The 20,511-nt window shown below is 59.4% G+C and carries 18 protein-coding genes; 7 read left to right on the plus strand and 11 right to left on the minus strand.

Features of this window, described 5'->3' with window-relative positions; translation table 11 throughout:
• Positions 1-2 precede the first annotated feature (2 nt).
• From cyoB to JOE29_RS18995, 4 genes are all read right to left on the minus strand, one after another.
• Positions 3-2,015, minus strand: a complete 2,013-nt coding sequence (cyoB, locus tag JOE29_RS18980; RefSeq protein ID WP_003341876.1) for a cytochrome o ubiquinol oxidase subunit I — start codon at positions 2,013-2,015, stop codon at positions 3-5.
• A 3-nt stretch (positions 2,016-2,018) separates the two neighbouring features.
• The gene (gene cyoA / locus JOE29_RS18985) at positions 2,019-2,960 is read right to left on the minus strand and encodes a ubiquinol oxidase subunit II (RefSeq protein WP_003421829.1); all 942 of its coding nucleotides are present in this window, start codon (positions 2,958-2,960) and stop codon (positions 2,019-2,021) included.
• A 10-nt stretch (positions 2,961-2,970) separates the two neighbouring features.
• Positions 2,971-3,171: a hypothetical protein gene (locus JOE29_RS18990; RefSeq protein WP_003314077.1), complete on the minus strand. Its 201-nt coding sequence runs from the start codon at positions 3,169-3,171 to the stop codon at positions 2,971-2,973.
• Between the two features lie 251 nt (positions 3,172-3,422).
• On the minus strand, positions 3,423-3,932 hold the full coding sequence (locus JOE29_RS18995; RefSeq protein WP_003314076.1) for a disulfide bond formation protein B: 510 nt from the start codon (positions 3,930-3,932) through the stop codon (positions 3,423-3,425).
• 607 nt (positions 3,933-4,539) lie between these two features.
• Here JOE29_RS18995 and JOE29_RS19000 point away from each other — a divergent pair.
• The 3 genes from JOE29_RS19000 (at position 4,540) to JOE29_RS19010 (ending at position 6,836) form a co-directional block, all read left to right on the plus strand.
• Entirely contained in the window at positions 4,540-5,436 is an 897-nt protein-coding gene (locus JOE29_RS19000) for a chemotaxis protein (RefSeq protein WP_003408993.1), read from the plus strand.
• 65 nt (positions 5,437-5,501) lie between these two features.
• The gene (locus JOE29_RS19005) at positions 5,502-5,963 is read left to right on the plus strand and encodes a GNAT family N-acetyltransferase (protein WP_103363096.1); all 462 of its coding nucleotides are present in this window, start codon (positions 5,502-5,504) and stop codon (positions 5,961-5,963) included.
• Positions 5,964-6,080: 117 nt separating this feature from the next.
• On the plus strand, positions 6,081-6,836 hold the full coding sequence (locus tag JOE29_RS19010; RefSeq protein WP_003341865.1) for a YkgJ family cysteine cluster protein: 756 nt from the start codon (positions 6,081-6,083) through the stop codon (positions 6,834-6,836).
• Positions 6,837-6,854: 18 nt separating this feature from the next.
• Here JOE29_RS19010 and JOE29_RS19015 read toward each other — a convergent pair whose 3' ends face one another.
• The 7 genes from JOE29_RS19015 to JOE29_RS19045 all read right to left on the minus strand — a co-directional run bounded on the left by JOE29_RS19015 (position 6,855) and on the right by JOE29_RS19045 (position 13,743).
• A complete protein-coding gene (locus JOE29_RS19015) occupies positions 6,855-7,079 on the minus strand; it encodes a hypothetical protein (protein ID WP_003415292.1) in 225 nt (74 codons plus the stop codon).
• Between the two features lie 93 nt (positions 7,080-7,172).
• Positions 7,173-8,171: a fimbrial protein gene (locus tag JOE29_RS19020; protein ID WP_210079768.1), complete on the minus strand. Its 999-nt coding sequence runs from the start codon at positions 8,169-8,171 to the stop codon at positions 7,173-7,175.
• Position 8,172: 1 nt separating this feature from the next.
• A complete protein-coding gene (locus tag JOE29_RS19025; RefSeq protein WP_103364954.1) occupies positions 8,173-8,958 on the minus strand; it encodes a molecular chaperone in 786 nt (261 codons plus the stop codon).
• Positions 8,955-11,417 carry a fimbria/pilus outer membrane usher protein gene (locus tag JOE29_RS19030; RefSeq protein WP_210080025.1) on the minus strand — a complete coding sequence of 821 codons (2,463 nt, stop codon included), beginning with the start codon at positions 11,415-11,417 and terminating at the stop codon, positions 8,955-8,957. Before JOE29_RS19030 ends, JOE29_RS19025 begins: the two co-directional genes overlap by 4 nt.
• Positions 11,418-11,619: 202 nt before the next feature.
• Positions 11,620-12,372 carry a molecular chaperone gene (locus JOE29_RS19035; protein WP_210079769.1) on the minus strand — a complete coding sequence of 251 codons (753 nt, stop codon included), beginning with the start codon at positions 12,370-12,372 and terminating at the stop codon, positions 11,620-11,622.
• 63 nt (positions 12,373-12,435) lie between these two features.
• On the minus strand, positions 12,436-13,020 hold the full coding sequence (locus tag JOE29_RS19040) for a fimbrial protein (RefSeq protein WP_003314067.1): 585 nt from the start codon (positions 13,018-13,020) through the stop codon (positions 12,436-12,438).
• Between the two features lie 330 nt (positions 13,021-13,350).
• The gene (locus JOE29_RS19045) at positions 13,351-13,743 is read right to left on the minus strand and encodes a hypothetical protein (protein ID WP_161421190.1); all 393 of its coding nucleotides are present in this window, start codon (positions 13,741-13,743) and stop codon (positions 13,351-13,353) included.
• A gap of 280 nt (positions 13,744-14,023) precedes the next feature.
• Here JOE29_RS19045 and JOE29_RS19050 point away from each other — a divergent pair, with 280 nt between their 5' ends.
• From JOE29_RS19050 to JOE29_RS19065, 4 genes are read left to right on the plus strand one after another with little or no spacing between them, the layout of a single operon-like run.
• Complete coding sequence (locus JOE29_RS19050) at positions 14,024-15,190, plus strand: efflux RND transporter periplasmic adaptor subunit (protein ID WP_044311899.1); 1,167 nt, start codon at positions 14,024-14,026, stop codon at positions 15,188-15,190.
• Positions 15,187-18,291 (plus strand): multidrug efflux RND transporter permease subunit, encoded by a 3,105-nt coding sequence (locus JOE29_RS19055; protein ID WP_003421814.1) that lies wholly within the window; start codon positions 15,187-15,189, stop codon positions 18,289-18,291. The genes JOE29_RS19050 and JOE29_RS19055 overlap by 4 nt, the downstream gene beginning before the upstream one ends.
• Positions 18,292-18,301: 10 nt before the next feature.
• Positions 18,302-18,979 (plus strand): heavy metal response regulator transcription factor, encoded by a 678-nt coding sequence (locus JOE29_RS19060; RefSeq protein WP_003421813.1) that lies wholly within the window; start codon positions 18,302-18,304, stop codon positions 18,977-18,979.
• Positions 18,969-20,333, plus strand: a complete 1,365-nt coding sequence (locus JOE29_RS19065) for a heavy metal sensor histidine kinase (protein ID WP_003408980.1) — start codon at positions 18,969-18,971, stop codon at positions 20,331-20,333. The genes JOE29_RS19060 and JOE29_RS19065 overlap by 11 nt, the downstream gene beginning before the upstream one ends.
• The last annotated feature ends 178 nt before the right edge of the window (positions 20,334-20,511 follow it).

A 20,511-nucleotide genomic window follows, 5' to 3' on the forward strand; every position in this document is an offset into this window, starting at 1 on the left:
GTTTAAACCTGTTCCAGCGAGGACTTGACAGGAGTGTATGCACCGTTGGCCGCCAGGACCTTGTGATGCTCACCTTCAATACGCGCTACATCTTCAGCAGGCACCATGTAGCCCTGGTCGTCACGCATGGCGTGAGCAACGAAGACGGCAATGGTCGCAACCAGGCTTGCGCCTACCAGCCACCAGATGTGCCAGATGAATGCAAAGCCGAAGACCGTCAGCAACATACCCATGTACAGGCCGGTCGCCGTGTTGTTAGGCATGTGGATCGCCGAGTAGCGGGCAGGAACCTTGTAAGCGGTACCGGCACGTTTCGCATCGGTGAACGGGTCGACGTCGTCAGCTTTTGGCAGCTCGGCAAAGTTGTAGAACGGTGGAGGCGATGAAGTGGACCACTCCAGGGTATGGCCATTCCATGGGTCACCGGTCAGATCGCGGTTGTTGTCGCGGTCACGGATACTCACGAACAGCTGGATCAGCTGCGAAGCGATACCCATGGCGATCAGCACGGCGCCGAACAGCGCGACGTCCAGGTAGATGTTCCACTCTGGCATGTCAGTAGCGTTCAGACGACGGGTCATGCCCAGGAAGCCCAGCGCGTAAAGCGGCATGAATGCGACGAAGAAGCCGACGATCCAGAACCAGAACGCTGCCTTGCCCCACTTCTCGTTCAGGGTGAAACCGAACGCTTTAGGGAACCAGAACGCGAAGCCGGCGATGTAACCGAATACCGCACCGCCAATGATGACGTTGTGGAAGTGAGCGATTACGAACAGGCTGTTGTGCAGCACGAAGTCAGCACCTGGGATCGCCAACAGAACGCCGGTCATGCCGCCGATCGAGAAGGTGACCATGAAGCCCAGGGTCCAGAGCACCGGCGCAGTGAAGCGCAGACGGCCCTGATACATGGTGAACAGCCAGTTGAATAGCTTCACACCCGTCGGGATCGCGATCAGCATCGTCGCCAGGCCGAAGAAGGCGTTGACGTTGGCACCCGCACCCATGGTGAAGAAGTGGTGCAGCCAGACCATGAAGCCCAGGATACAGATCGCACCGGAGGCGAAGATCATCGACTTGTGGCCGAACAGACGCTTGCCGGAGAACGTTGAGATGACTTCCGAGAACACGCCGAATGCCGGCAGGATCAGGATGTACACCTCAGGGTGGCCCCACGCCCAGAACAGGTTCACGTACATCATGGGGTTACCGCCCATTTCGTTCGTGAAAATGTGGAAGTCCAGGTAGCGGTCAAGGGTCAGGAACGCCAGGGTAGCGGTCAGGATCGGGAACGAAGCCACGATCAGGATGTTTGCCCAGGTGCAGGTCCAGGTGAAGATCGGCATGTCCATCAGTTTCATGCCAGGCGTACGCATTTTCAGAACGGTCACGAGGAAGTTGACCCCCGTCAGCGTCGTACCTAACCCGGATAACTGTAGCGCCCAGATGTAGTAGTCAACCCCGACACCAGGACTGTATTGCAGCCCGGAGAGAGGCGGATACGCAACCCAGCCGGTCTTGGCGAATTCACCGACACCCAGAGACAGGTTGATGAGCAGCATGCCTGCTACCAGCAACCAGAAGCTCAGGGAGTTCAGGAACGGGAACGCCACGTCGCGAGCGCCGATCTGCAGAGGCAGAACGATGTTCATCAGGCCCGTGAAGAACGGCATCGCCATGAAGATGATCATGATCACACCGTGAGCGGTGAAGATCTGGTCATAGTGCTCAGGCGGAAGGAACCCTTCAGCACCGTTCTGGGCCATCGCCAGTTGGGTACGCATCATGATCGCGTCGGCAAAACCGCGCAGCAGCATGACCATGGCAACGACGATGTACATCACGCCGATTTTCTTGTGGTCGACAGAGGTCAGCCACTCAGACCACAAGTACGTCCACTTGCGGAAATAGGTGATCAACCCGACAACCGCAATGCCGCCGAGCGCGATCATGGCAAGTGTCACCATGACTATGGGCTCGTGGAACGGCACCGCTTCCAGACTTAATTTGCCAAACATCGTTTACTCCTCTGCCCCAGCAGCTGAATTTTTGCCTTTTTCCGCACCAGCCTCACCGGCTACTTCCTTCTCACCAGCAACAACCTTCTTGCCTGGATTCATACCTTCATACTTGTCGATGACGATCTGGAACAGGTTCGGGGTGACCGAGGAAAAGAGTTCGACAGGGTTGCGTTCGCTCGGCTTGATCAACTCGGCGTATTCGGCCGTGCCAAGCTTTTTGGGCGAGCTCTTGACTTCGCTGACCCAGCTGTCGAAATCAGCCTGGCTGGTAGCGATGGCCTTGAACTTCATGCCGGTAAAGCCTGCGCCACTGTAGTTGGCCGAAATACCGTTGAATTCGTGATTCTCGTTGGCGATCAAATGCAGCTTGGTGTGCATGCCCGCCATCGCGTAGATCTGACCACCCAGACCCGGGATGAAGAACGAGTTCATCACGCTGTCCGAAGTGACCTGGAAATTGATCGGCGTCTTGGCCGGGAACACGATCTTGTTGACCGTAGCGATGCCGTAGTCCGGATAGACGAATACCCATTTCCAGTCAACCGAGATCGCCTGGATGGTGACCGGCTTGACGTCCGAATCAAGCGGACGGTAAGGGTCCAGCGAGTGCGTCGAGACGTAAGTGATGTACCCCAGAAAGACCAGCAGCAACATGGGTACGCCCCAGACTGCGATTTCGATCTTGGTGGAGTGAGACCAGTCCGGCGTGTACTTGGCGGCCTTGTTCGATGCGCGATACTTCCAGGCGAAGATCAGGGTCATCAGGATGACCGGGATCACGACAATCAGCATCAGCAGCGTTGCGATTATGATCAGGTTCCGCTGCTCGATACCCACCTGCCCTTTTGGATCGAGCAGAGGTACGCCATCGCATCCACTGAGCAAAAGCATACAGAAAAGGGCCAAGAAGCCAAAAAACCTGGGGTACCTTTTTTTACTCATTTCACGACCTCTAAAAGCAGCTTGCGCGGTGCAGTTGGGTTTCGACCGCCAACACTTCGCCCTGCCAGTGCCGGCTAATTTTTTTGAATTGAACAAGGGCCGCCAGTACGCACAGCGGCGTATCGACAAGTCCGGGTTTAGCTATGGATTCTTGTTTTTTGAGTTGCTGGAACTGCCCAAAACTTCGGGCAGACGCTTTCGACGCGGCCATTATACGCCCTCAGAGGCAAGCGTTGCGCTGCCTGTTCAGAGTGCACAGGGGACGCTCCAAGCCTCAAAATGCTGATCGTTCGGCCAAGCTGAACGACAACTGACGGGGATTGTAGATACGTAAATTTTTAATGACTATGCCTAATTTTGTAACAGTTATTCTCTATATGCGTAACAATCGCTCTTCAAACGCATCATTACACGCGAAAAAAGCCCCGCATTCACGGGGCATTTTTGCGAAAGCCCCTGTAGTTAGTAAGGGTTGCGGCGGTTGCGGATGATGCACGCCGGTACCAGAACTGCAGTCAGGACAAACGCTGTCAGCGCCCATTGCGCGAGTGACAATCCGAGAACCGGCGGATATGGCGTCGTGCAGAAACCGCTGACCTGAAACCCGGTAGGGAACAGTGTAGCCAATGGCAGGCCGTCGACAATCGGCTGCAGCACATCGATGCCGCAGCTGTCGGACGGATGGGCGAGGATCCAGACATGCCGGCCGGCAGCAGCAATGCCGCCAAGGGCGCTGAGGGTGACCAGGGTTTCAAACACCGTAACGCTGCGGCGTCCGGGCATGGCGGCGCCGATGAACGCAAAAATGGCGATGAACAACAGTGCGTAACGCTGCAGGATGCACAGCGGGCACGGCGCTTCGCCCAGGGCGATCTGCATGTACAGGGCGCCGCCGATCAGGGCCAGGCAGATGATGCCCAGCAAAACCAGAAAGCGCTTTTCGCGTCTCAGGTACAACGTGTTGTCGCTCATTCACATACCTTACTGAACTGATGAAAGGGTTGGCCTGCGCCGTGCAGCCTGCGCAGCCTCAACGGTAGGGACGGCCTGACTGGGCCGAGGCGTGCGCGATGATCATCTGTCTGATTCGGCAACTCAAGCATTGGCCAGCCATACGGACGCATTTGCCGGCCAGGTGGTCTGCATGGCAGCAGATCCACGACCGCCAGGACGTTTTTTGCAGGGGCCGGATGCAAAGCCCTTCTATATATAGAAGGGTGCGTCAGTTTGTCGCAGCTCTTCTTCTATATATAGCTGCGGTATTTTGTCGCAGGGCGCCTTTCTGGCAAAGCACTATGGCGTGGGAACCCGCTACGCAGGTTGTCGGAATACAGAGCGCGACAATCTGCCGCCCTCCCCAGGTTTGACGCAACCGAAGCCAGACTGCCACCATCGGCACGTGGGCAGTCCGCTTGTCGGGCGCGCCACGGTGCAGTGCAACGACTTCCAATGGCAAGCGAACGGCACGCTCGGCTGTCGGTTAAAAATCCTCAAGCCAGCGCGCCTCAGGTCGATAACCTGTCATAGAAAGTTGTTTGCCGCTACCAGGCGACGAAACACCTACAGCCAGAAGGTTCATATGTCCAAGAACGTCCGAGCAGATTCACTTTCGCTGCTCCTCTTCACGTTGCGCAGCGGCAAGCTGATGGCGATCAACCTGCTCAAGGTCAGCGAGATCATTCCCTGCCCGCCTCTGACCCATCTTCCCGAATCGCACCCACACGTCAAAGGCATCGCGACGTTACGTGGTTCGTCGCTGTCGGTTATCGATCTGAGTCGTGCGATCGGCGAGCGGCCGCTGGCCGATCCCGACGGTGGCTGCCTGATCGTCACTGATGTCAGCCGCTCGAAACAGGGCCTGCACGTTCAGGCCGTGAGCAAGATTGTGCATTGCCTGACCACCGATATCCGTCCGCCACCCTACGGGTCGAGCAGCAAGTCGTTCATCACCGGGGTCACCCAGGTCGACGGCGTGCTGGTGCAGGTACTGGACATCGAGAAAGTTATCCACGGTATCGCCCCTGCGCAGATCGTCGTGCAGTCCACAGAGCTGGCCAAAGAGGATGCGGAACTGCTGAGCAAAGCGCGGATTCTGGTCGTCGATGACAGTCAGGTTGCGCTGCAGCAATCGATCATCACCTTGCGCAATCTCGGTCTCGAATGCCACACGGCGCGCAGTGCCAAAGAGGCCATCGATGTTCTGCTCGATCTGCAGGGTACTGCGCGGCAGATCAACGTGGTGGTGTCCGATATCGAGATGTCAGAGATGGACGGCTACGCCCTGACCCGCACACTTCGGGATACCCCGGACTTCAGTGACCTGTACATCCTGCTGCACACCTCGCTCGACAGCGCGATGAACAGCGAGAAGTCGCAGATCGCCGGGGCCAATGCCGTGCTGACCAAGTTCTCGTCACCCGAGTTGACCAAATGCCTGATCGAGGCCGCACGTACGGTGGTCGCCCAAGGGCTCTGATCCCTGAGCGCACAGCGACACAATGTCCGAACATGACCGATGCATCCGCCGCGCATTACTGGCTGATGCGTCGGGATCTTGCAGTGCCAGTGCCCATCCCGGCCTGGCCGCCTGGCATCCAGCCACATCCCCTTACGCTTGAGCGAGCCGCAGAGATTCACAGCCTGCTGACCCTGGGGTATGGCAGCGCGGCAGGCTGCGTAGCGGATTATCCGGACTGGCTGGCTGCATTCGAACACGATCCCGAATGCGATCCGTCGTTGTGCTTTCTGGCCATGCGTAGCGAAACGGTAGTCGGTGTGATCGTGTGCTGGACCAGCGCATTCATCAGGGATCTGGTGGTGCACCCTGATGTGCGACACAGCGGGATCGGCCACGCCCTGCTCAATCATTTGTTCACCCATCTGCGTACGCGTAATGAAGCATCGGTCGACCTTCACGTCATGGAAAACAACCTGGCGGCGCGGCGGCTTTATGAAAAATCCGCAATGGTCTATCTCAAGCGTTTCGACATCCCTGCAGCCTGAACCCGCGACCGACCCGGCCAACGTCTGGCGCGCAACTTGCTTCCCGAGACACATCAAGCGAGTGAGTGACCAATTGTTGTCGCTTGCCGCCTACCTGTTGGACGGGTCATCGAGATAATGGACACCAAGTTTTCCTGCGTAGGGTGTGGCGGCTGCTGCACCGACCATCACGTACCGCTGACGCTCGACGAAGCCGCGCAGTGGGCGGCCGATGGCGGCAACGTCATCGTGCTGACCGAGGCATTTCTGAGCAATGGCTACGGGGTTTCCGAGACGCAGCTGACCCATGCCAGCCGTCGCTCGGCCGAGGTCAGCACTGGCAGCACGACAGCCTTTGTGGCGATCACCTTCGCGGCCTACAACGTGGGGCGCTGCCGGAATCTTGACGAGAAGAACCTGTGTCGCATCTACGAGCGCCGGCCACTGGTGTGCCGAATCTATCCGATGGAGATCAACCCGCACATCCCGTTACGCCCGGAGAACAAAGGCTGCCCGCCGGAGTCCTGGGAGCAGGGTCCTGACCTTATCGTCAACGACAGGCTGGTTGATACGCAACTGATAGACCTGATCGAACAGTCGCGTCAGGCCGACCGGGATGAGATAGAGACCAAACAGCTGATTTGCCAGAAGCTCGGCATTCGTACCACCGCCCTCAAGGGCAATGGTTTCGTCGCTTACCTGCCTGACATGGGCGCGTTTGCCGCTGCCATCGAAGAGGTCGCAAATCCTGCGCAGGATGAGCGGACCCAAGGTTCGAAGTGGGCGTTTCACGTCGCCGGCCAGCACGTCCTGGACACCCTGCAACAAGAAGGTGCCGAGGTGACTGACCGGCAGCCGGTTTCCTACCTGTTCATCCCCTTGCAGGCGGCCTGAGCAGGATCATTCAGGCGATCAGCGCTTGCCCATCGACCTGCGGGTGCCAGCCGGCGCGACGCCCGGGGTCTTGTGGTGGCCGTGCTTGTTGTTTTTCTGATGCCACGCCGGCTCCTTTTTGGCCTGGGCAAACTCCGAAGGCTTGAACGGAAAGCTGAAAGGCGCAATGACAGCCTTGTTTTCAGTGTCTGCGACGGAGTCGGCTGCGGCGTCTTGAACAGGAGGTTGTTCAGGCGTGGTCATGGTGTCACCAGAAAGTCGAATTGGCCGGGCAGATGCCCGCGGCCGCGCAGCATACATCAATCGCCGCACAACCGCCCGAGCCTCCTGTCGCCGTCATTTGTAGAACAGATCGACCATCACCTCGGCATTGAACGGTCCAGGCCTTGGCATGTTGGTGTTCCACAGCAGTTCGGCATTGAAGTCCGCCCTGGCCGTGTTGGTTTCGCCGAGCAATTCCGCCAGATGGAATGGCTCGTTGTAACGTAGCAGCTGACCGTTGACTGCACTGGTAATGCGTATCCCCAATGAATCATTACCGACGGGGATCAGCAGCTCGCCAGACAGATTGCCTGTCACCGGCCTGAAACGTGCATCGATGCTGAACGGCGAATCACAGCTGCGGCTGGTCAGCAGGGAGAATGTCTGGGTGGCAGTCACTTTGCCAATGGCCACCTGGTGTATCGCAACGTCGCCAAATTCCACGGTTTCCGGGAGCACTTGCAGATCGGCATCGCAGGCCACGAACCTCAGTCCCCGTAGGTTATTGATCACATAACTGAGGCTGCGCCCTGACAGCAGACTCGGGTCTGTCGCGCCGCCCAGCTGAAAAAACCGGTAATCGAGCAAATCACTGGCCACGCCGGAAGACGGTGTAGCGCCGAACTTCTGGATAAATACCGAAAACGCCAGGCTAAAGCGCACTTTCGGGCAGTTTTCGAGCGTGCTCTCACCCTCGTGACACACCGGCACGTAGCTACCGGTACCGACCCGACCACTGCCTTGCAGGTGATCGATGCCCTGCAACGTCATTCCGGCACGAATCCCCTGACCGATCGAACGATTGTCCGGATTCAGGTAGATAAAAACTTCCTCCGCTTCGGACTGCCAGCTCTCTCTGGCGCACTCGACCTGAACAGTCAGAGGTTCGGAACGCCATACCACTTCCCCGTCAGGCATCGACTCCGGGATTGCCACCGTACTGCTCAGATCATCGTGAATTTCGGTCTCGCCCGTCCCTTGAGTGGTACAAACCACTGCGAAGGTGGAAGCCGGCTGCAGTAACAGCAACACGGCAAGGGATCGCAGCCAGCCTCTGGCAGAGAGATGTTTCATATCAGCATTCGTCCTGAATGGAATTGTTTTTCGGCAGCCTGGCGGTAGTGGCCGTCTGCCCGGTGAGCTGTGCGCAATGGGTCCGTCGGCCGCCGTAGTCGGTCAGCGCCTGGTATGAAAAACGATGCGTGGCAGAGGGCTCGACACTCGCCGGTACAACCATCGAAATCTGGGCGCCCGGCGCCAACAGCAGATGATCGCCGAGCTGCACACCGTCGATGCGCAGCGCTTGCAGAGCGGCGTGATAGGGCGTCGGGTTAATGACCGTCAGCACCAAGGCGTGCGACGGGTCATGAGTCAGTGTCCACAGCAGCCGCGCGGGGGTGTCGGCCGGATCACCGTCAAGGCCGGGGGGCCGGTAGAACACGTTGATGCGTTGGCGCACGGCGATGTTCAACTGCCCCGCACCGTCCTGGCGTCGGGGTATCTCAAGCACGTAAAGATGCAGCAGCGACTCGTAGTTCTGCGGCATGCCTGTGCCCTGATACAGCACGCGCAAGGCCTGCCTGCCGCCCACTGCCAAGCGTGAAAGTGGTGGTGTGACCACGAATGACAGCGCCTTGCGCAACTCACCCGGGGTGTCGTCGTCATCCGCGGCGTCGCTGAGCCAGGCCTGTACAAGTGCCTCGGACTTGCCGCGATTGCGCACTTCGAGCGTGACTTCGCGATACTGTCCGTCGAAAATCAGCCGCGTTCCACTCAGCGAAACAGCGCCCTGCGCCGCCAGGCCGCTCGTCAACAGCACAGCCGTCAACAGCACCTTGCATGCGCCAGCGAAAGCGCTCATCGGCATATCACCCTGATCCGCTCGTAGGCACGCGACGGATCTCTGGGCGGTAGCGAGTATGTCGCCTGACATCGCTGATCGGACCAGCGCACCCACAGGCTGCCGGCATCCTGCTCGCTGAGCACCAGCGCCTGGCTGCCTGGATCGACCACTGCCAGCGCCCTGCCCTGCTCATCTTCGACACTGGCGCCCAGCGGCACCTTGCTGCCATCGGTGCGGACCAGTTCGAACTGGACCCGGCGGCCCACATTGGCCTTGAAGCGCACCACCGGTATCGCGCCCCTGCGCGGCACGATCTGGGTGATGGCATTTTCCAGATCGACATCAGCGCCCAGCTGCCGGGTATCCAGGCTGACCCAGTTGGTGCGGTAGGCCTGCGCATAAGGCAGAACCGCATAGCCGTTGCCGGCGGTCTCGACGTTACTGAACGATTTCAAGCGGGCGCCACCGACATCCGGCACCTGAACCAGCGCAAAGGTTTCTCCCAAGGCCTGCCCCAGGTTCACACCACCGGCATGCGCCACCAGCGAACCCGCGGCGGACAGGCTGAATGCATCGTAGTCCTGGCCCTGGCTATAACCGGCCTCGAAACGGCCGAATGCCGTGCTGGTGCTGACCTTGCCGGCACCGAAACTGCCGGAGGTGCTGTCACGTCCAGCCTGTACCGAATAGAACGTGTCGCGGTCGCCCAGCACCTGGCCATTGAGGCCGGCCTGCGCGTTGTACTCGCCGCGGCTGTCGCGTACCGCGTTGAAAGACAATCGCGACGAGCCGGGGCTGGGTCCGAGCGGCAGGGTCACGCTCAGGGCAATACGATTGTCGGTGCTCGCGTCACCGTCTCGCCCGAAATCCTCGTTGCGTTCCATGGACAGGCTGTAATTAAGCGAACGCCAGGCCGCGTTGTAGGACAGGTAAAGTTGCCGGGTCTTGCCGGGCAGGTTCCAGTAGCGCTGCTCGGACGCCGTCAGGCTCAGCGACGCCGACTGGCCGGGCACTATCTGAGTGATACTGAGTTCCAGCCGATCCCGCGCCAGCCCGGAGGACAACACTCGCCGCTGCGCGCCGCTGTCGCTGACGTGCTGGTTCAGGGTCCGGTATTGCTCGGTCGAATAACGATAACCGGCCACTGCCAGCGTGGTGTCGGTGACGTCCAGCGTATTGGCATAACGCACCCGCAGGCTCTGCCCACTGCGCGCCTGCCGATCCACCTTGCTGACCGAGCGGGTGAGGTCCATCGACACCGCGCCCAGCCCGGTGTTGACCCCGGTGCCTATATTCGCGGCCTGATAATCCTCGGCCAGTTGTGCCCCGGCGAACCCGGTAATCCGTTCGGAAAGACCATAGATCAGAGCTGCGCTGGCAAACGCCGGAGAGGCCTGCTGGTCGTCGTTGTTGTCGACCTGCCCGCCGGCCAGGCTGTAGCGCAACGAGCCTGCGGGAACCATGATCGGCAGCGACGCATAGGCCTGGGTGAAGGTTCGTACGCGCCCGTCGGCTTCGATGACAGACACCGACAAGTCGCCATTGGAGCCACTGGGATAGATATCGGCAATCTCGAAAGGCCCGGGCGACACACTGCCGCTGTAGAGCAGAAAACCGTTCTGGCGAACTTCCACGGTCGCATTGGTTTCGGCAATCCCGCGGATGACCGGGGCATAGGCGCGCTCACTGTCAGATAGCATGCCATCGTCAGAGGCCAGGGCCGCGCCCCTGAAGCGGACACTGTCGAAGACCTGCGAATCGGTAAACGTCTCGCCCAGCGTGAACTGGCTTTTCAGGGTAGTGATGTCGCGCTGCGCGAACGTACGATTACTGCGATAACGCCATGGCCTGTCACTGCCGCCCACCAGAGAGGACTCGTTGCGCAAACGCCAGGCGCCGACGTTCAGGCCGTTTCGCAGCCCTACGTAGTACTGATCCGTTTCCAGGCCCTTGTTACGCCGCCGACTGCCATTGAAGTTGTAATTGATAAAGCCTGCGGTCTCGCCCTGATCCCAAAGCTCCGGCGATACATAACCACGGGCACCGCGCGACATCACCGCTTGCGGCACACTGATCGTCAGTCGCAACGCACCGGGCTGATAGTCGACGCGAGCAAATTCGACACGCGCAGGCAGGTCGAAACAGGCCTGGGCAGATACCTCACCTGACGGCAGACGACTCAAGTCCAGACCAAAGCTTTGTAGCATATCGAGCGACAGGCAGGGCTCGATCAGGCCCGACAGAGGATTTTTCAAAAAGCGGATGTCCCGCCTGCCGCTCAGCTTGCGATTGACGTAGATATCAACCCGGTAAGTACCGGGCAGCACGCTATTGGAGCGCAGAAACTCCTGAAGGTCAGCCGGCTGATCGCTTCCCTGGATAAAAGCCGTATTGAATCTGGCTGCCCCGTCGCTACCCGACGAGGCGGCTGACGCGTTGAGTACAAACATCAACGTCAATCCGAAACCGATACCCAGCGCACAGCGTCGGGGGTGAGGGAGCGCGCACTGGGCAATGGCTCCCTTGTTAACTTCTTTGCGCCATTCCATAGCGGTCTTCACTCTACTTCGGCTGTCGCGCGCGCCGCGCAATCCTTTTACACAGACGCAGGTCTGCCGGGCTGCTTGTCACTGAGGCCCGACGGTTTGAATGGTGAACGCTGACAGTGGATAAGCCAGCTTATCGGGGCGACGCCTTGCCGGCGTTAACCGGTTGTTTATGGGTAAGGGTTGCCTGATAAGGCACTTGTCCGCCGTAGTCATTGAGACTGACGAAACTGAGCAGCAACGGCGCACTTGCCGGGGTGTGCTGTAACGGAATACGCAGACGCTGATGCGGCGCCAGCATCTGACTGTCTAGAAGGGCAAGCTCAGTATCATGTTGGCGTATGGAAATCCGGAGCATGGAGACATGGTAGGGGCCGGGATTTTCGACCTGTACACCGGTGTCATCGATCCACTGCCAGTTCAGTCTTTCCGGAGCCTGCTGTGGATCACCCTGCAAACCATCAGGCCGGAAGAAGACTTTTATGCGCTGACGTACCGCGATCTGCAGCGTGTTTTCTGCTGCGGTCTGGGGTATTTCCTGAACATTGAGCCACAACACCGACTCACGATCGGTGGGCATGTCGGTACCGGAATGAATGATCCGCAATAGTTGCCTGCCACCCCCGGCCATACGCGTAAGTGCGGGTGTGACAATGAACGGCAAGTTCGGCAGACTTTCGTGAGTGCCGGCCGCCGCCACAGGCGATTCAAGCCAGGACTGCAGGAGAATCTCTCCACCGCCACTGTTGTGAACACCCAGACTGACCTCTTTATCAGTGCCCTGGTAAATGACTCGCGTCGTATTCAATACGATGCCCGCCTGAGCAGTGGATGCGCAGAACAACAACGCGGCGAGCACCGTGTAGAGGAAAAAATCGGGAAACATGCTGACGTTCACCTTGAATTCGGTAAAGGACAGAGCGAGCGCTGCCCGCCCTGTCCGACACGATTACTCGTAATCCATCACGAACGGCAGGAAGCCGTCGGCATTACCAGGATTGGTGGGCGTGCCGTTAAGCACATACACCGCGCCAAAATTGATTTCAGCGGTGGCACCGTTGGCGCCATCCTTGATCAGCGTGGTGTCGACGGTTTCGTCACCACTCAGATCCATCAGCACACTGGACGCATTGAGCAGGCCGATACCGACGCCATCTGCCGCACCGGTGGTGCGCAGGAGTTTCGCGTCGTTGTTGTCCAGGCCACTGCCGTTACGGGCAATAAGGCGCATCTTCACCATGTTGTATTGGTCTGCACCTGCACTGCAGTTGACCAGCAACTGGATGGGGGCAGCCGTCTCGAATCGGCTTTCGCTCGATACACCGATATCGGAGAAGGACACGTTGCCCAGGTCGATATTGATTTCGCCAGGGTTGGTCCCCGCACTGACACCCGTGCCCGGCCCCACATCGCAGGAGATATTGGTCAGTGTTCCGTTGAAGACCATTGTGCCGTTGTTCGCCGCACTGGCGGTACCTGCCATGCCAACGCCCATTACGCCCAGAACTGCCAATGTAAGAGAAAGCTTTTTCATGCTAACGACCTTCCTTGTGTTATTTCGTGTGTGCCCGCTATCGGACGGTGAGCACTATAGAGCCAGGTCTATTTCAGTGCTGTCAGCTCGGTAACTTTCACCCCGCAGACAACACAACACGACACGCAGGACAGGTCTGTAGGAATAATTATAAGGTGTGCCGGGCACACTGATAAAAACCCTTTTCCACACAGAAGCGCGCCCTTAATCAGGTACAGACTACCGACGCCTTCACTGTGGCCGAGATTATTTATCGCTCAAACTTAACTGGCACTGGACTGCCACTTGAGAACGTGACAGTCCGGACGAAAAAACACGACAGACCGGTATTTACTGATAGCTCAACGTGACCACCGCAGCGCGCGCCTGCAGGGCTTCTCCGTCGATGACCACGGCTGCAGGCAACACCTGATACTGCGTCAAGAAGGGCATTGCCTGCTCACCACAGACATTACGTTCGGTGCTCACATAAATAGTGACCCCGGGTGCAACTTCCAGCGTTCTCGACTGAACACCGGGCGCCATCATCTCTGTACTGGAAACCTTGCAACTGCTGTTGACGATACTGCCACGCAACGTTATTGCACCGTCCTTTGCCCATGACACAGCGGGAGCAGTCAGCCACAGCGCCGACAGGATTACGACCCACAAGCGTTTATCAAGGGTCCGTAACTTCCACATCACTTTTCCGTTCATTTTCTGACTGCTCATGGCGTACTCCATTCACTGACTCATACGATAATTTAAGTTGATGAGAGAATGACCTGCCAGAAACCTACTTAGGAAAATGTAGGAAAACTCCTAGGACTTTATAAACATCTGGACAACTATCTCTTCAACATAGGTATCGTCCAATTCCGACTTTTCTTGACTGCACGCCACACCCGCTGGAGGCTTTCTGACAAACCTGACAGCTGAAAGTCATTTTGTTGACCGGGTTTGCAGGCTATAAGGAAGCTGTAAAAAACATTACTTCCGTACCGACACTTGGCGTTTTCTTCATATGCGCAGAAAGACCCTGACCGTCACCGCCGTCGTCCTGGTGATCGCCTGTGCGGCAATTGCCGGCTGGAAACTGACCCGCCCGGCCACACTCCCCAAACATGCCGCTGTCGCTGTGCCCGTCAAAGTGATCACGGTCAGTCTTGAGGACGTGCCGCGTTTCGTCACAGGGATAGGTTCAGTGCTGTCGCTGCAAAGCGTCGTGATCCGCCCTCAGGTGGATGGGGTGCTGACGCGTGTGCTGGTCAAGGAGGGTCAGCAGGTCAAGGCCGGGGACCTGCTGGCAACGCTGGATGACCGCTCTATCCGGGCCGCGCTGGAGCAGGCGCGCGCCCAGTTGGCGCAGAGCAAGGCGCAGTTGGACGTGGCGCAACTGGACCTCAAGCGCTATCGCCAGCTCACCCAGGAAAATGGCATCTCGCGACAGACATTCGATCAGCAACAGGCATTGGTCAGGCAGCTCGAAGCCACGGCGAAAGGCAACGAAGCGAGCATCAACGCCTCACAGGTGCAGCTGTCTTACACCCAGATTCGCTCGCCGGTGACGGGACGGGTCGGTATTCGCAATGTCGATGAAGGCAACTTCCTGCGCGTCAGCGATGCTGCCGGGCTGTTTTCAGTGACCCAGATCGACCCGATTGCCGTGGAATTTTCCCTGCCACAGCAGATGTTGCCGACCCTGCAGGGGCTGATTGCCGAGCGCAACGCTGCGACCGTCAAGGCGTATCAGGGCGACGGCGCGGCCAATGGACTGCTTTTGGGTGAAGGTACGCTTTCATTGATTGACAATCAGGTGTCGGCAAGCACCGGTACGATCCGCGCCAAGGCTCAGTTCAAAAACCCCGGCGAGCAACTCTGGCCAGGGCAACTGGTGACCGTGAAGATCCAGACCGGTATCGAACTCAACTCGCTGAAAGTGCCGCCACAAGTAGTGCAGCGCGGTGTTGACCTGCACTTCGTCTATCGGCTCACTGCCGACAACAAGGTGGAAGTCGTACCCGTCAAAGTACTCTATCAGGACAGCGAACAGACACTGATCAGCGGACCACGTGCTGGCGATGTACTGGTCAGCGACGGCCAGTCGCGGCTACGCCCGGGAGCAACGGTCGAAGTGATCACTGCGCCTGCTGCGGATGTCGCCAGCGCGCAAGCGGAGCCTGCACGATGAACGGCCGGGGCTCGGTGTCGGCGTGGTGCATCGACCACCCGGTGGCCACCTTGTTGTTGACCTTTGCATTGGTCCTGCTGGGGGTCATTGCCTTTCCGCGGCTGCCAATCGCGCCGTTGCCGGAAGCGGAATTCCCGACCATCCAGGTCACAGCGCAGCTGCCCGGCGCCAGCCCCGAGACGATGGCGTCTTCGGTTGCCACGCCACTGGAAGTGCAGTTCAGCGCGATACCGGGCATGACCCAGATGACCTCCAGCAGCGCACTGGGCTCCACCAACCTGACGCTGCAGTTCACCCTCAACAAAAGCATCGACACTGCGGCGCAGGAAGTCCAGGCCGCCATCAATACCGCAGCCGGACGCCTGCCGGCCGATCTGCCCAGTCTGCCAACCTGGCGCAAGGTCAACCCGGCCGACAGCCCGGTGCTGATTCTCAGCGTGAGCTCCAGCCTGATCCCCGGCACCGAGCTGAGCGACGTCACCGAAACCATTCTGGCGCGCCAGCTCAGCCAGATCGAAGGGGTGGGCCAGGTCTTCATCACCGGTCAGCAGCGGCCGGCGATTCGTGTCCAGGCCGCTCCCGAGAAACTGGCTGCGCTGGGGCTGACTCTGGCGGACATTCGCCAGGCGGTGCAACAGACCAGCCTGAACCTGGCCAAGGGTGCCCTGTACGGCAAGGACAGTATTTCAACCCTGTCTTCCAACGACCAGTTGTTCAAGCCGCAGGACTACGCGCAACTGATCGTTTCCTACAAGAACGGCGCGCCCGTCCAGCTCAAGGATGTGGCTCGGGTGGTCGCGGGCTCGGAAAACGCCTACGTCAAGGCGTGGTCCGGCGATCAGCAAGGCGTCAACATCGCCATCTTCCGCCAGCCGGGCGCCAACATTGTCGACACCGTGGACCGTATCCAGGGTGAGCTGCCACGCCTGCAGGAAATGCTCCCGGCCAGCGTCGATGTCTCGGTACTCAACGACCGTACGCGTACCATCCGTGCCTCGCTGCATGAGGTGGAACTGACCCTGATGATCGCGGTGCTGCTGGTGGTGGCGGTCATGGCGCTGTTCCTGCGCCAACTGTCAGCCACCCTGATCGTCAGTGCGGTACTCGGGGTCTCGCTGATTGCCAGCTTTGCGATGATGTACCTGTTCGGCTTCAGCCTGAACAACCTGACACTGGTGGCCATCGTGGTCGCGGTCGGTTTCGTGGTGGATGACGCCATCGTGGTAGTCGAGAACATCCACCGTCATCTCGAAGCCGGCCAGGGCATGCGCGAAGCCGCGATAAAGGGCTCCGGGGAAATCGGCTTTACCGTGGTGTCGATCAGCTTCTCGTTAGTAGCGGCGTTCATTCCACTGTTGTTCATGGGCGGCGTGGTCGGGCGACTGTTCAAGGAATTCGCACTGACCGCAACCGCGACCATTCTTATTTCGGTGGTCGTCTCCCTAACCCTCGCGCCGACCCTGGCCGCGCTGTTCATGCGCGCCCCCACCCATCACCCGCATCAGAAACCGGGATTCGGTGAACGCCTGCTCGCCTCCTACGAGCGTGGCTTGCGCAAGGCCCTGGCCCATCAGCGGCTGATGCTTGGCGTGTTCGGCCTGACCCTGGCGCTGGCAGTGGTCGGTTACATCCTCATACCCAAAGGCTTCTTCCCGGTCCAGGACACCGCTTTTGCACTCGGGACCACCGAGGCCGCTGCCGACATCTCCTACCCGGACATGGTGGAAAAACACCTGGAGCTGGCAAAGATCGTCGGCGCAGACCCTGCCGTGCTGGCGTTCTCGCATTCGGTCGGTGTTTCGGGCAGCAACCAGACCATCGCCAACGGCCGCTTCTGGATCTCGCTCAAACCACGCGCCGAACGCGATGTGTCGGTCAGCGAGTTCATCGACCGCCTGCGCCCCAAACTGGCCAAAGTCCCGGGCATCGTTCTGTATCTGCGCGCCGGGCAGGACATCAACCTCAGTTCCGGGCCGAGCCGCAGTCAGTACCAGTACGTGCTCAAGAGCAACGACGGCGAACTACTCAACACCTGGACACAACGGCTGACTGAAAAGCTGCGCAGCAACCCGGCGTTTCGTGACATGTCCAACGACTTGCAACTGGGCGGCAGCGTCACGCACATCGACATCGACCGCAGTGCTGCCGCGCGCTTCGGCCTGACCACGGCCGATGTCGACCAGGCGCTGTACGACGCGTTCGGCCAGCGGCAGATCAGCGAGTATCAGACGGAGGTCAACCAGTACAAGGTAATCCTTGAACTGGACGCCCAGCAGCGCGGCAAGGCCGAAAGCCTGGCGTACTTCTACCTGCGCTCACCGCTGACCAGCGAAATGGTGCCGCTGTCGGCACTGGCCAAAGTCAGTGCGCCGCGCATGGGGCCGTTATCGATCAGCCATGACGGGATGTTCCCGGCGGCGAACCTGTCATTCAACCTGGCTCCCGGGGTCGCGTTGGGTGATGCTGTGCGCATGCTCGATCAGGCCAAGAACGAAATCGGCATGCCCGCCTCGATCATCGGCAGCTTCCAGGGCGCAGCACAGGCGTTCCAGAGTTCGCTGGCCAACCAGCCCTGGCTGATCCTTGCGGCGCTGGTGGCGGTGTACATCATTCTGGGCGTGCTCTATGAAAGCTTCGTGCACCCGCTGACCATCATCTCCACCCTGCCCTCGGCAGGTATCGGCGCACTGTTGCTGCTGTGGATGATGGGCCAGGACTTCTCGATCATGGCTTTGATCGGCGTGGTGTTGCTGATCGGTATCGTCAAAAAGAACGGTATTCTGCTGGTGGACTTTGCCCTGCAGGCCCAGCGCGAGCAGGGCCTCACGCCCCACGAAGCCATTTATGAGGCCTGCATCACCCGCTTCCGACCGATTATCATGACCACCCTCGCCGCGCTGCTCGGCGCGCTGCCGCTGATGCTCGGTTTCGGCGTCGGTTCCGAGTTGCGTCAGCCGCTGGGCATTGCCGTGGTCGGCGGCCTGCTGGTGAGCCAGATGCTCACGTTGTTCACGACGCCGGTCATTTATCTGCAACTGGAGCGGTTGTTTCATCGACGTCACCCGGCGCCCGACGCACCGGCGCTGGCCCTGCACAAGTGAGAGTCGCCCGATGCGCGTGCTGATTATCGAAGACGAAGAGAAAACCGCCGACTACCTGCGTCGGGGCCTGACCGAACAGGGCTATGCCGTGGACGTGGCGCGAGACGGGATCGAAGGCCTGCACCTGGCGCTGGAGAATGACCACGCGATTGTCATTCTCGACGTGATGCTCCCAGGCCTGGATGGTTTTGGTGTGTTGCGTGCGTTGCGTGCGCGCAAACAGACACCCGTGATCATGCTGACCGCGCGCGAGCAGGTCGACGACCGCATTCGCGGCCTGCGCGAAGGCGCGGATGATTACCTGGGCAAACCGTTTTCCTTTCTGGAACTGGTCGCCCGCCTGCAGGCCCTGACCCGGCGCAGCGGTGGCCACGAACCGGTGCAGATCACCATCGCCGACCTGTGGATAGACCTGATCAGCCGCAAGGCGACCCGCGCCGGCCTGCGCCTTGACCTGACCGCCAAGGAGTTTTCGCTGCTCAGCGTGCTGGCCCGGCGTCAGGGCGACATTCTCTCCAAGACATCCATCGCCGAGATGGTCTGGGACATCAACTTCGACAGCGATACCAATGTGGTCGAAGTCGCGATCAAGCGCTTGCGGGCCAAGCTCGACGGTCCTTACGAACACAAGCTGCTGCACACCATTCGCGGCATGGGCTATGTGCTGGAGAACCGCAGTGCGGGTTGATTCAATTGCCCTGCGCCTGAGCGGGCTGTTCGCGCTGGTGGCGCTGGTGGTCTTTCTGCTGATCGGCTGGGCCTTGTACCTTCAGGTCGACAAGAGCCTCGACCTGCTGCCCCGCGCGGAAGTGGATGCGCGCTACAGCGTGCTGGAATCGGCGGTCAATCGTTTCGGCAACCCGGAGCACTGGGGCAAGATCAAGACCAAGCTCACCTTGCTCAGTGAAGAGGATAAACGCCTGCGCTTCTGGGTGGTGAGTGACAATCCGCTCTACGAGTTCGGCAACCCTGGCGCTGACATTCGTCGTTTTGCGCAGGGGCCGCTGGGCATGCACGACCTGAAACTGGCGGATCACCCGTTTTCGTTTAAAGTGCTGGTCAGCGAGTTTCCCGCCAAGGAACAGCGTCCGGCACTGCGCTTTCTGACCGCCATCGACACCGAGACGTTCTGGCACACGCAGCACTCGCTGCTGGTCGCCTTGATCAGCCTCGCCACGCTGGGCATTCTGCTCGCGTCGGCGCTGGGCTACTGGGTCGCGCGAATTGGCCTGCGACCGCTGACCAGCCTCTCGCAGGAAGTCCAGAAGCTCGCCCCGCCGCGGCTGTCCGGACGCTTGCAGCTATCGCCGCTGCCACCGGAGCTCGAACAATTCGTCGCCTCGTTCAACTCCACGCTGGAACGCGTCGAGCAAGCCTACTCAAGGCTGGAGTCGTTCAATGCCGACGTGGCGCACGAGCTCCGCTCGCCGCTGACCAACCTGATCGGTCAGACCCAAGTGGCGCTGACCCGTGGCCGCTCTGCCGAGCATTATTTCGAGGTGCTGCAGTCGAACCTCGAAGAGCTGGAGCGCCTGCGCTCGATCATCAACGACATGCTGTTTCTGGCGAGCGCCGATCAGGGCACCAAGGTCAAGGCACAGACCTGCACCTCACTGGCTGAAGAAGTCGCTACGACGCTGGATTACCTGGACTTCATTCTGGAAGACGCGCACGTGCAAGTCCGTGTCAACGGCGACGCCAGCGCGCCGATTGAAAAGCCCCACTTGCGCCGCGCGCTGATCAACCTGTTGCATAACGCCGTTCAGCACACTGGCGCTGGCGAAGTCATTGAAGTCAACATCGAATCCCGCGACGCCTATGTCACTGTCAGCGTGACCAATCCGGGCGAACAAATCGCTCAGGAACATTTGCCCAGACTGTTCGAGCGTTTTTATCGGGTGGATGCCTCACGCAGCAACAGCGGCGCCAATCACGGCCTGGGGCTGGCCATCGTCAAGGCGATTGCCTTGATGCACGGCGGCACCGTGTTCGTGAACAGCGGCAAGGGCGCCAATACCTTCGGCATCCAGTTGCCCCGCTGACACCGAAAATACTGACTACACTGACCATTTTCACGGCCCTCAGTGTGCGCCTGTCCGCAGCGTTTTAAATACACTTGCTTTATTCACATTCCATTCATATGAGGCTATAAGGAGCGTGTTATACACGCGCCAATAAGTTCCCCAAATAAATGATAATTTTATTAACCGGTTATCAAGA

This window comes from Pseudomonas sp. PvP009, assembly GCF_017832995.1.
In the GTDB taxonomy this organism is placed as follows: Bacteria; Pseudomonadota; Gammaproteobacteria; order Pseudomonadales; family Pseudomonadaceae; genus Aquipseudomonas; species Aquipseudomonas syringae.

Coding starts and splice junctions, on each gene's coding strand:
- JOE29_RS18995 (WP_003314076.1), bottom strand. CDS start 3,932: ATGAGCGACAACACGTTGTACCTGAGACGCGAAAAGCGCTTTCTGGTT.
- JOE29_RS19020 (WP_210079768.1), bottom strand. CDS start 8,171: ATGAAACATCTCTCTGCCAGAGGCTGGCTGCGATCCCTTGCCGTGTTG.
- cyoB (WP_003341876.1), bottom strand. CDS start 2,015: ATGTTTGGCAAATTAAGTCTGGAAGCGGTGCCGTTCCACGAGCCCATA.
- cyoA (WP_003421829.1), bottom strand. CDS start 2,960: ATGAGTAAAAAAAGGTACCCCAGGTTTTTTGGCTTCTTGGCCCTTTTC.
- JOE29_RS19040 (WP_003314067.1), bottom strand. CDS start 13,020: ATGAAAAAGCTTTCTCTTACATTGGCAGTTCTGGGCGTAATGGGCGTT.
- JOE29_RS19050 (WP_044311899.1), top strand. CDS start 14,024: ATGCGCAGAAAGACCCTGACCGTCACCGCCGTCGTCCTGGTGATCGCC.
- JOE29_RS19025 (WP_103364954.1), bottom strand. CDS start 8,958: ATGAGCGCTTTCGCTGGCGCATGCAAGGTGCTGTTGACGGCTGTGCTG.
- JOE29_RS18990 (WP_003314077.1), bottom strand. CDS start 3,171: ATGGCCGCGTCGAAAGCGTCTGCCCGAAGTTTTGGGCAGTTCCAGCAA.
- JOE29_RS19060 (WP_003421813.1), top strand. CDS start 18,302: ATGCGCGTGCTGATTATCGAAGACGAAGAGAAAACCGCCGACTACCTG.
- JOE29_RS19055 (WP_003421814.1), top strand. CDS start 15,187: ATGAACGGCCGGGGCTCGGTGTCGGCGTGGTGCATCGACCACCCGGTG.
- JOE29_RS19000 (WP_003408993.1), top strand. CDS start 4,540: ATGTCCAAGAACGTCCGAGCAGATTCACTTTCGCTGCTCCTCTTCACG.
- JOE29_RS19005 (WP_103363096.1), top strand. CDS start 5,502: ATGCGTCGGGATCTTGCAGTGCCAGTGCCCATCCCGGCCTGGCCGCCT.
- JOE29_RS19010 (WP_003341865.1), top strand. CDS start 6,081: ATGGACACCAAGTTTTCCTGCGTAGGGTGTGGCGGCTGCTGCACCGAC.
- JOE29_RS19035 (WP_210079769.1), bottom strand. CDS start 12,372: ATGTTTCCCGATTTTTTCCTCTACACGGTGCTCGCCGCGTTGTTGTTC.
- JOE29_RS19045 (WP_161421190.1), bottom strand. CDS start 13,743: ATGGAGTACGCCATGAGCAGTCAGAAAATGAACGGAAAAGTGATGTGG.
- JOE29_RS19015 (WP_003415292.1), bottom strand. CDS start 7,079: ATGACCACGCCTGAACAACCTCCTGTTCAAGACGCCGCAGCCGACTCC.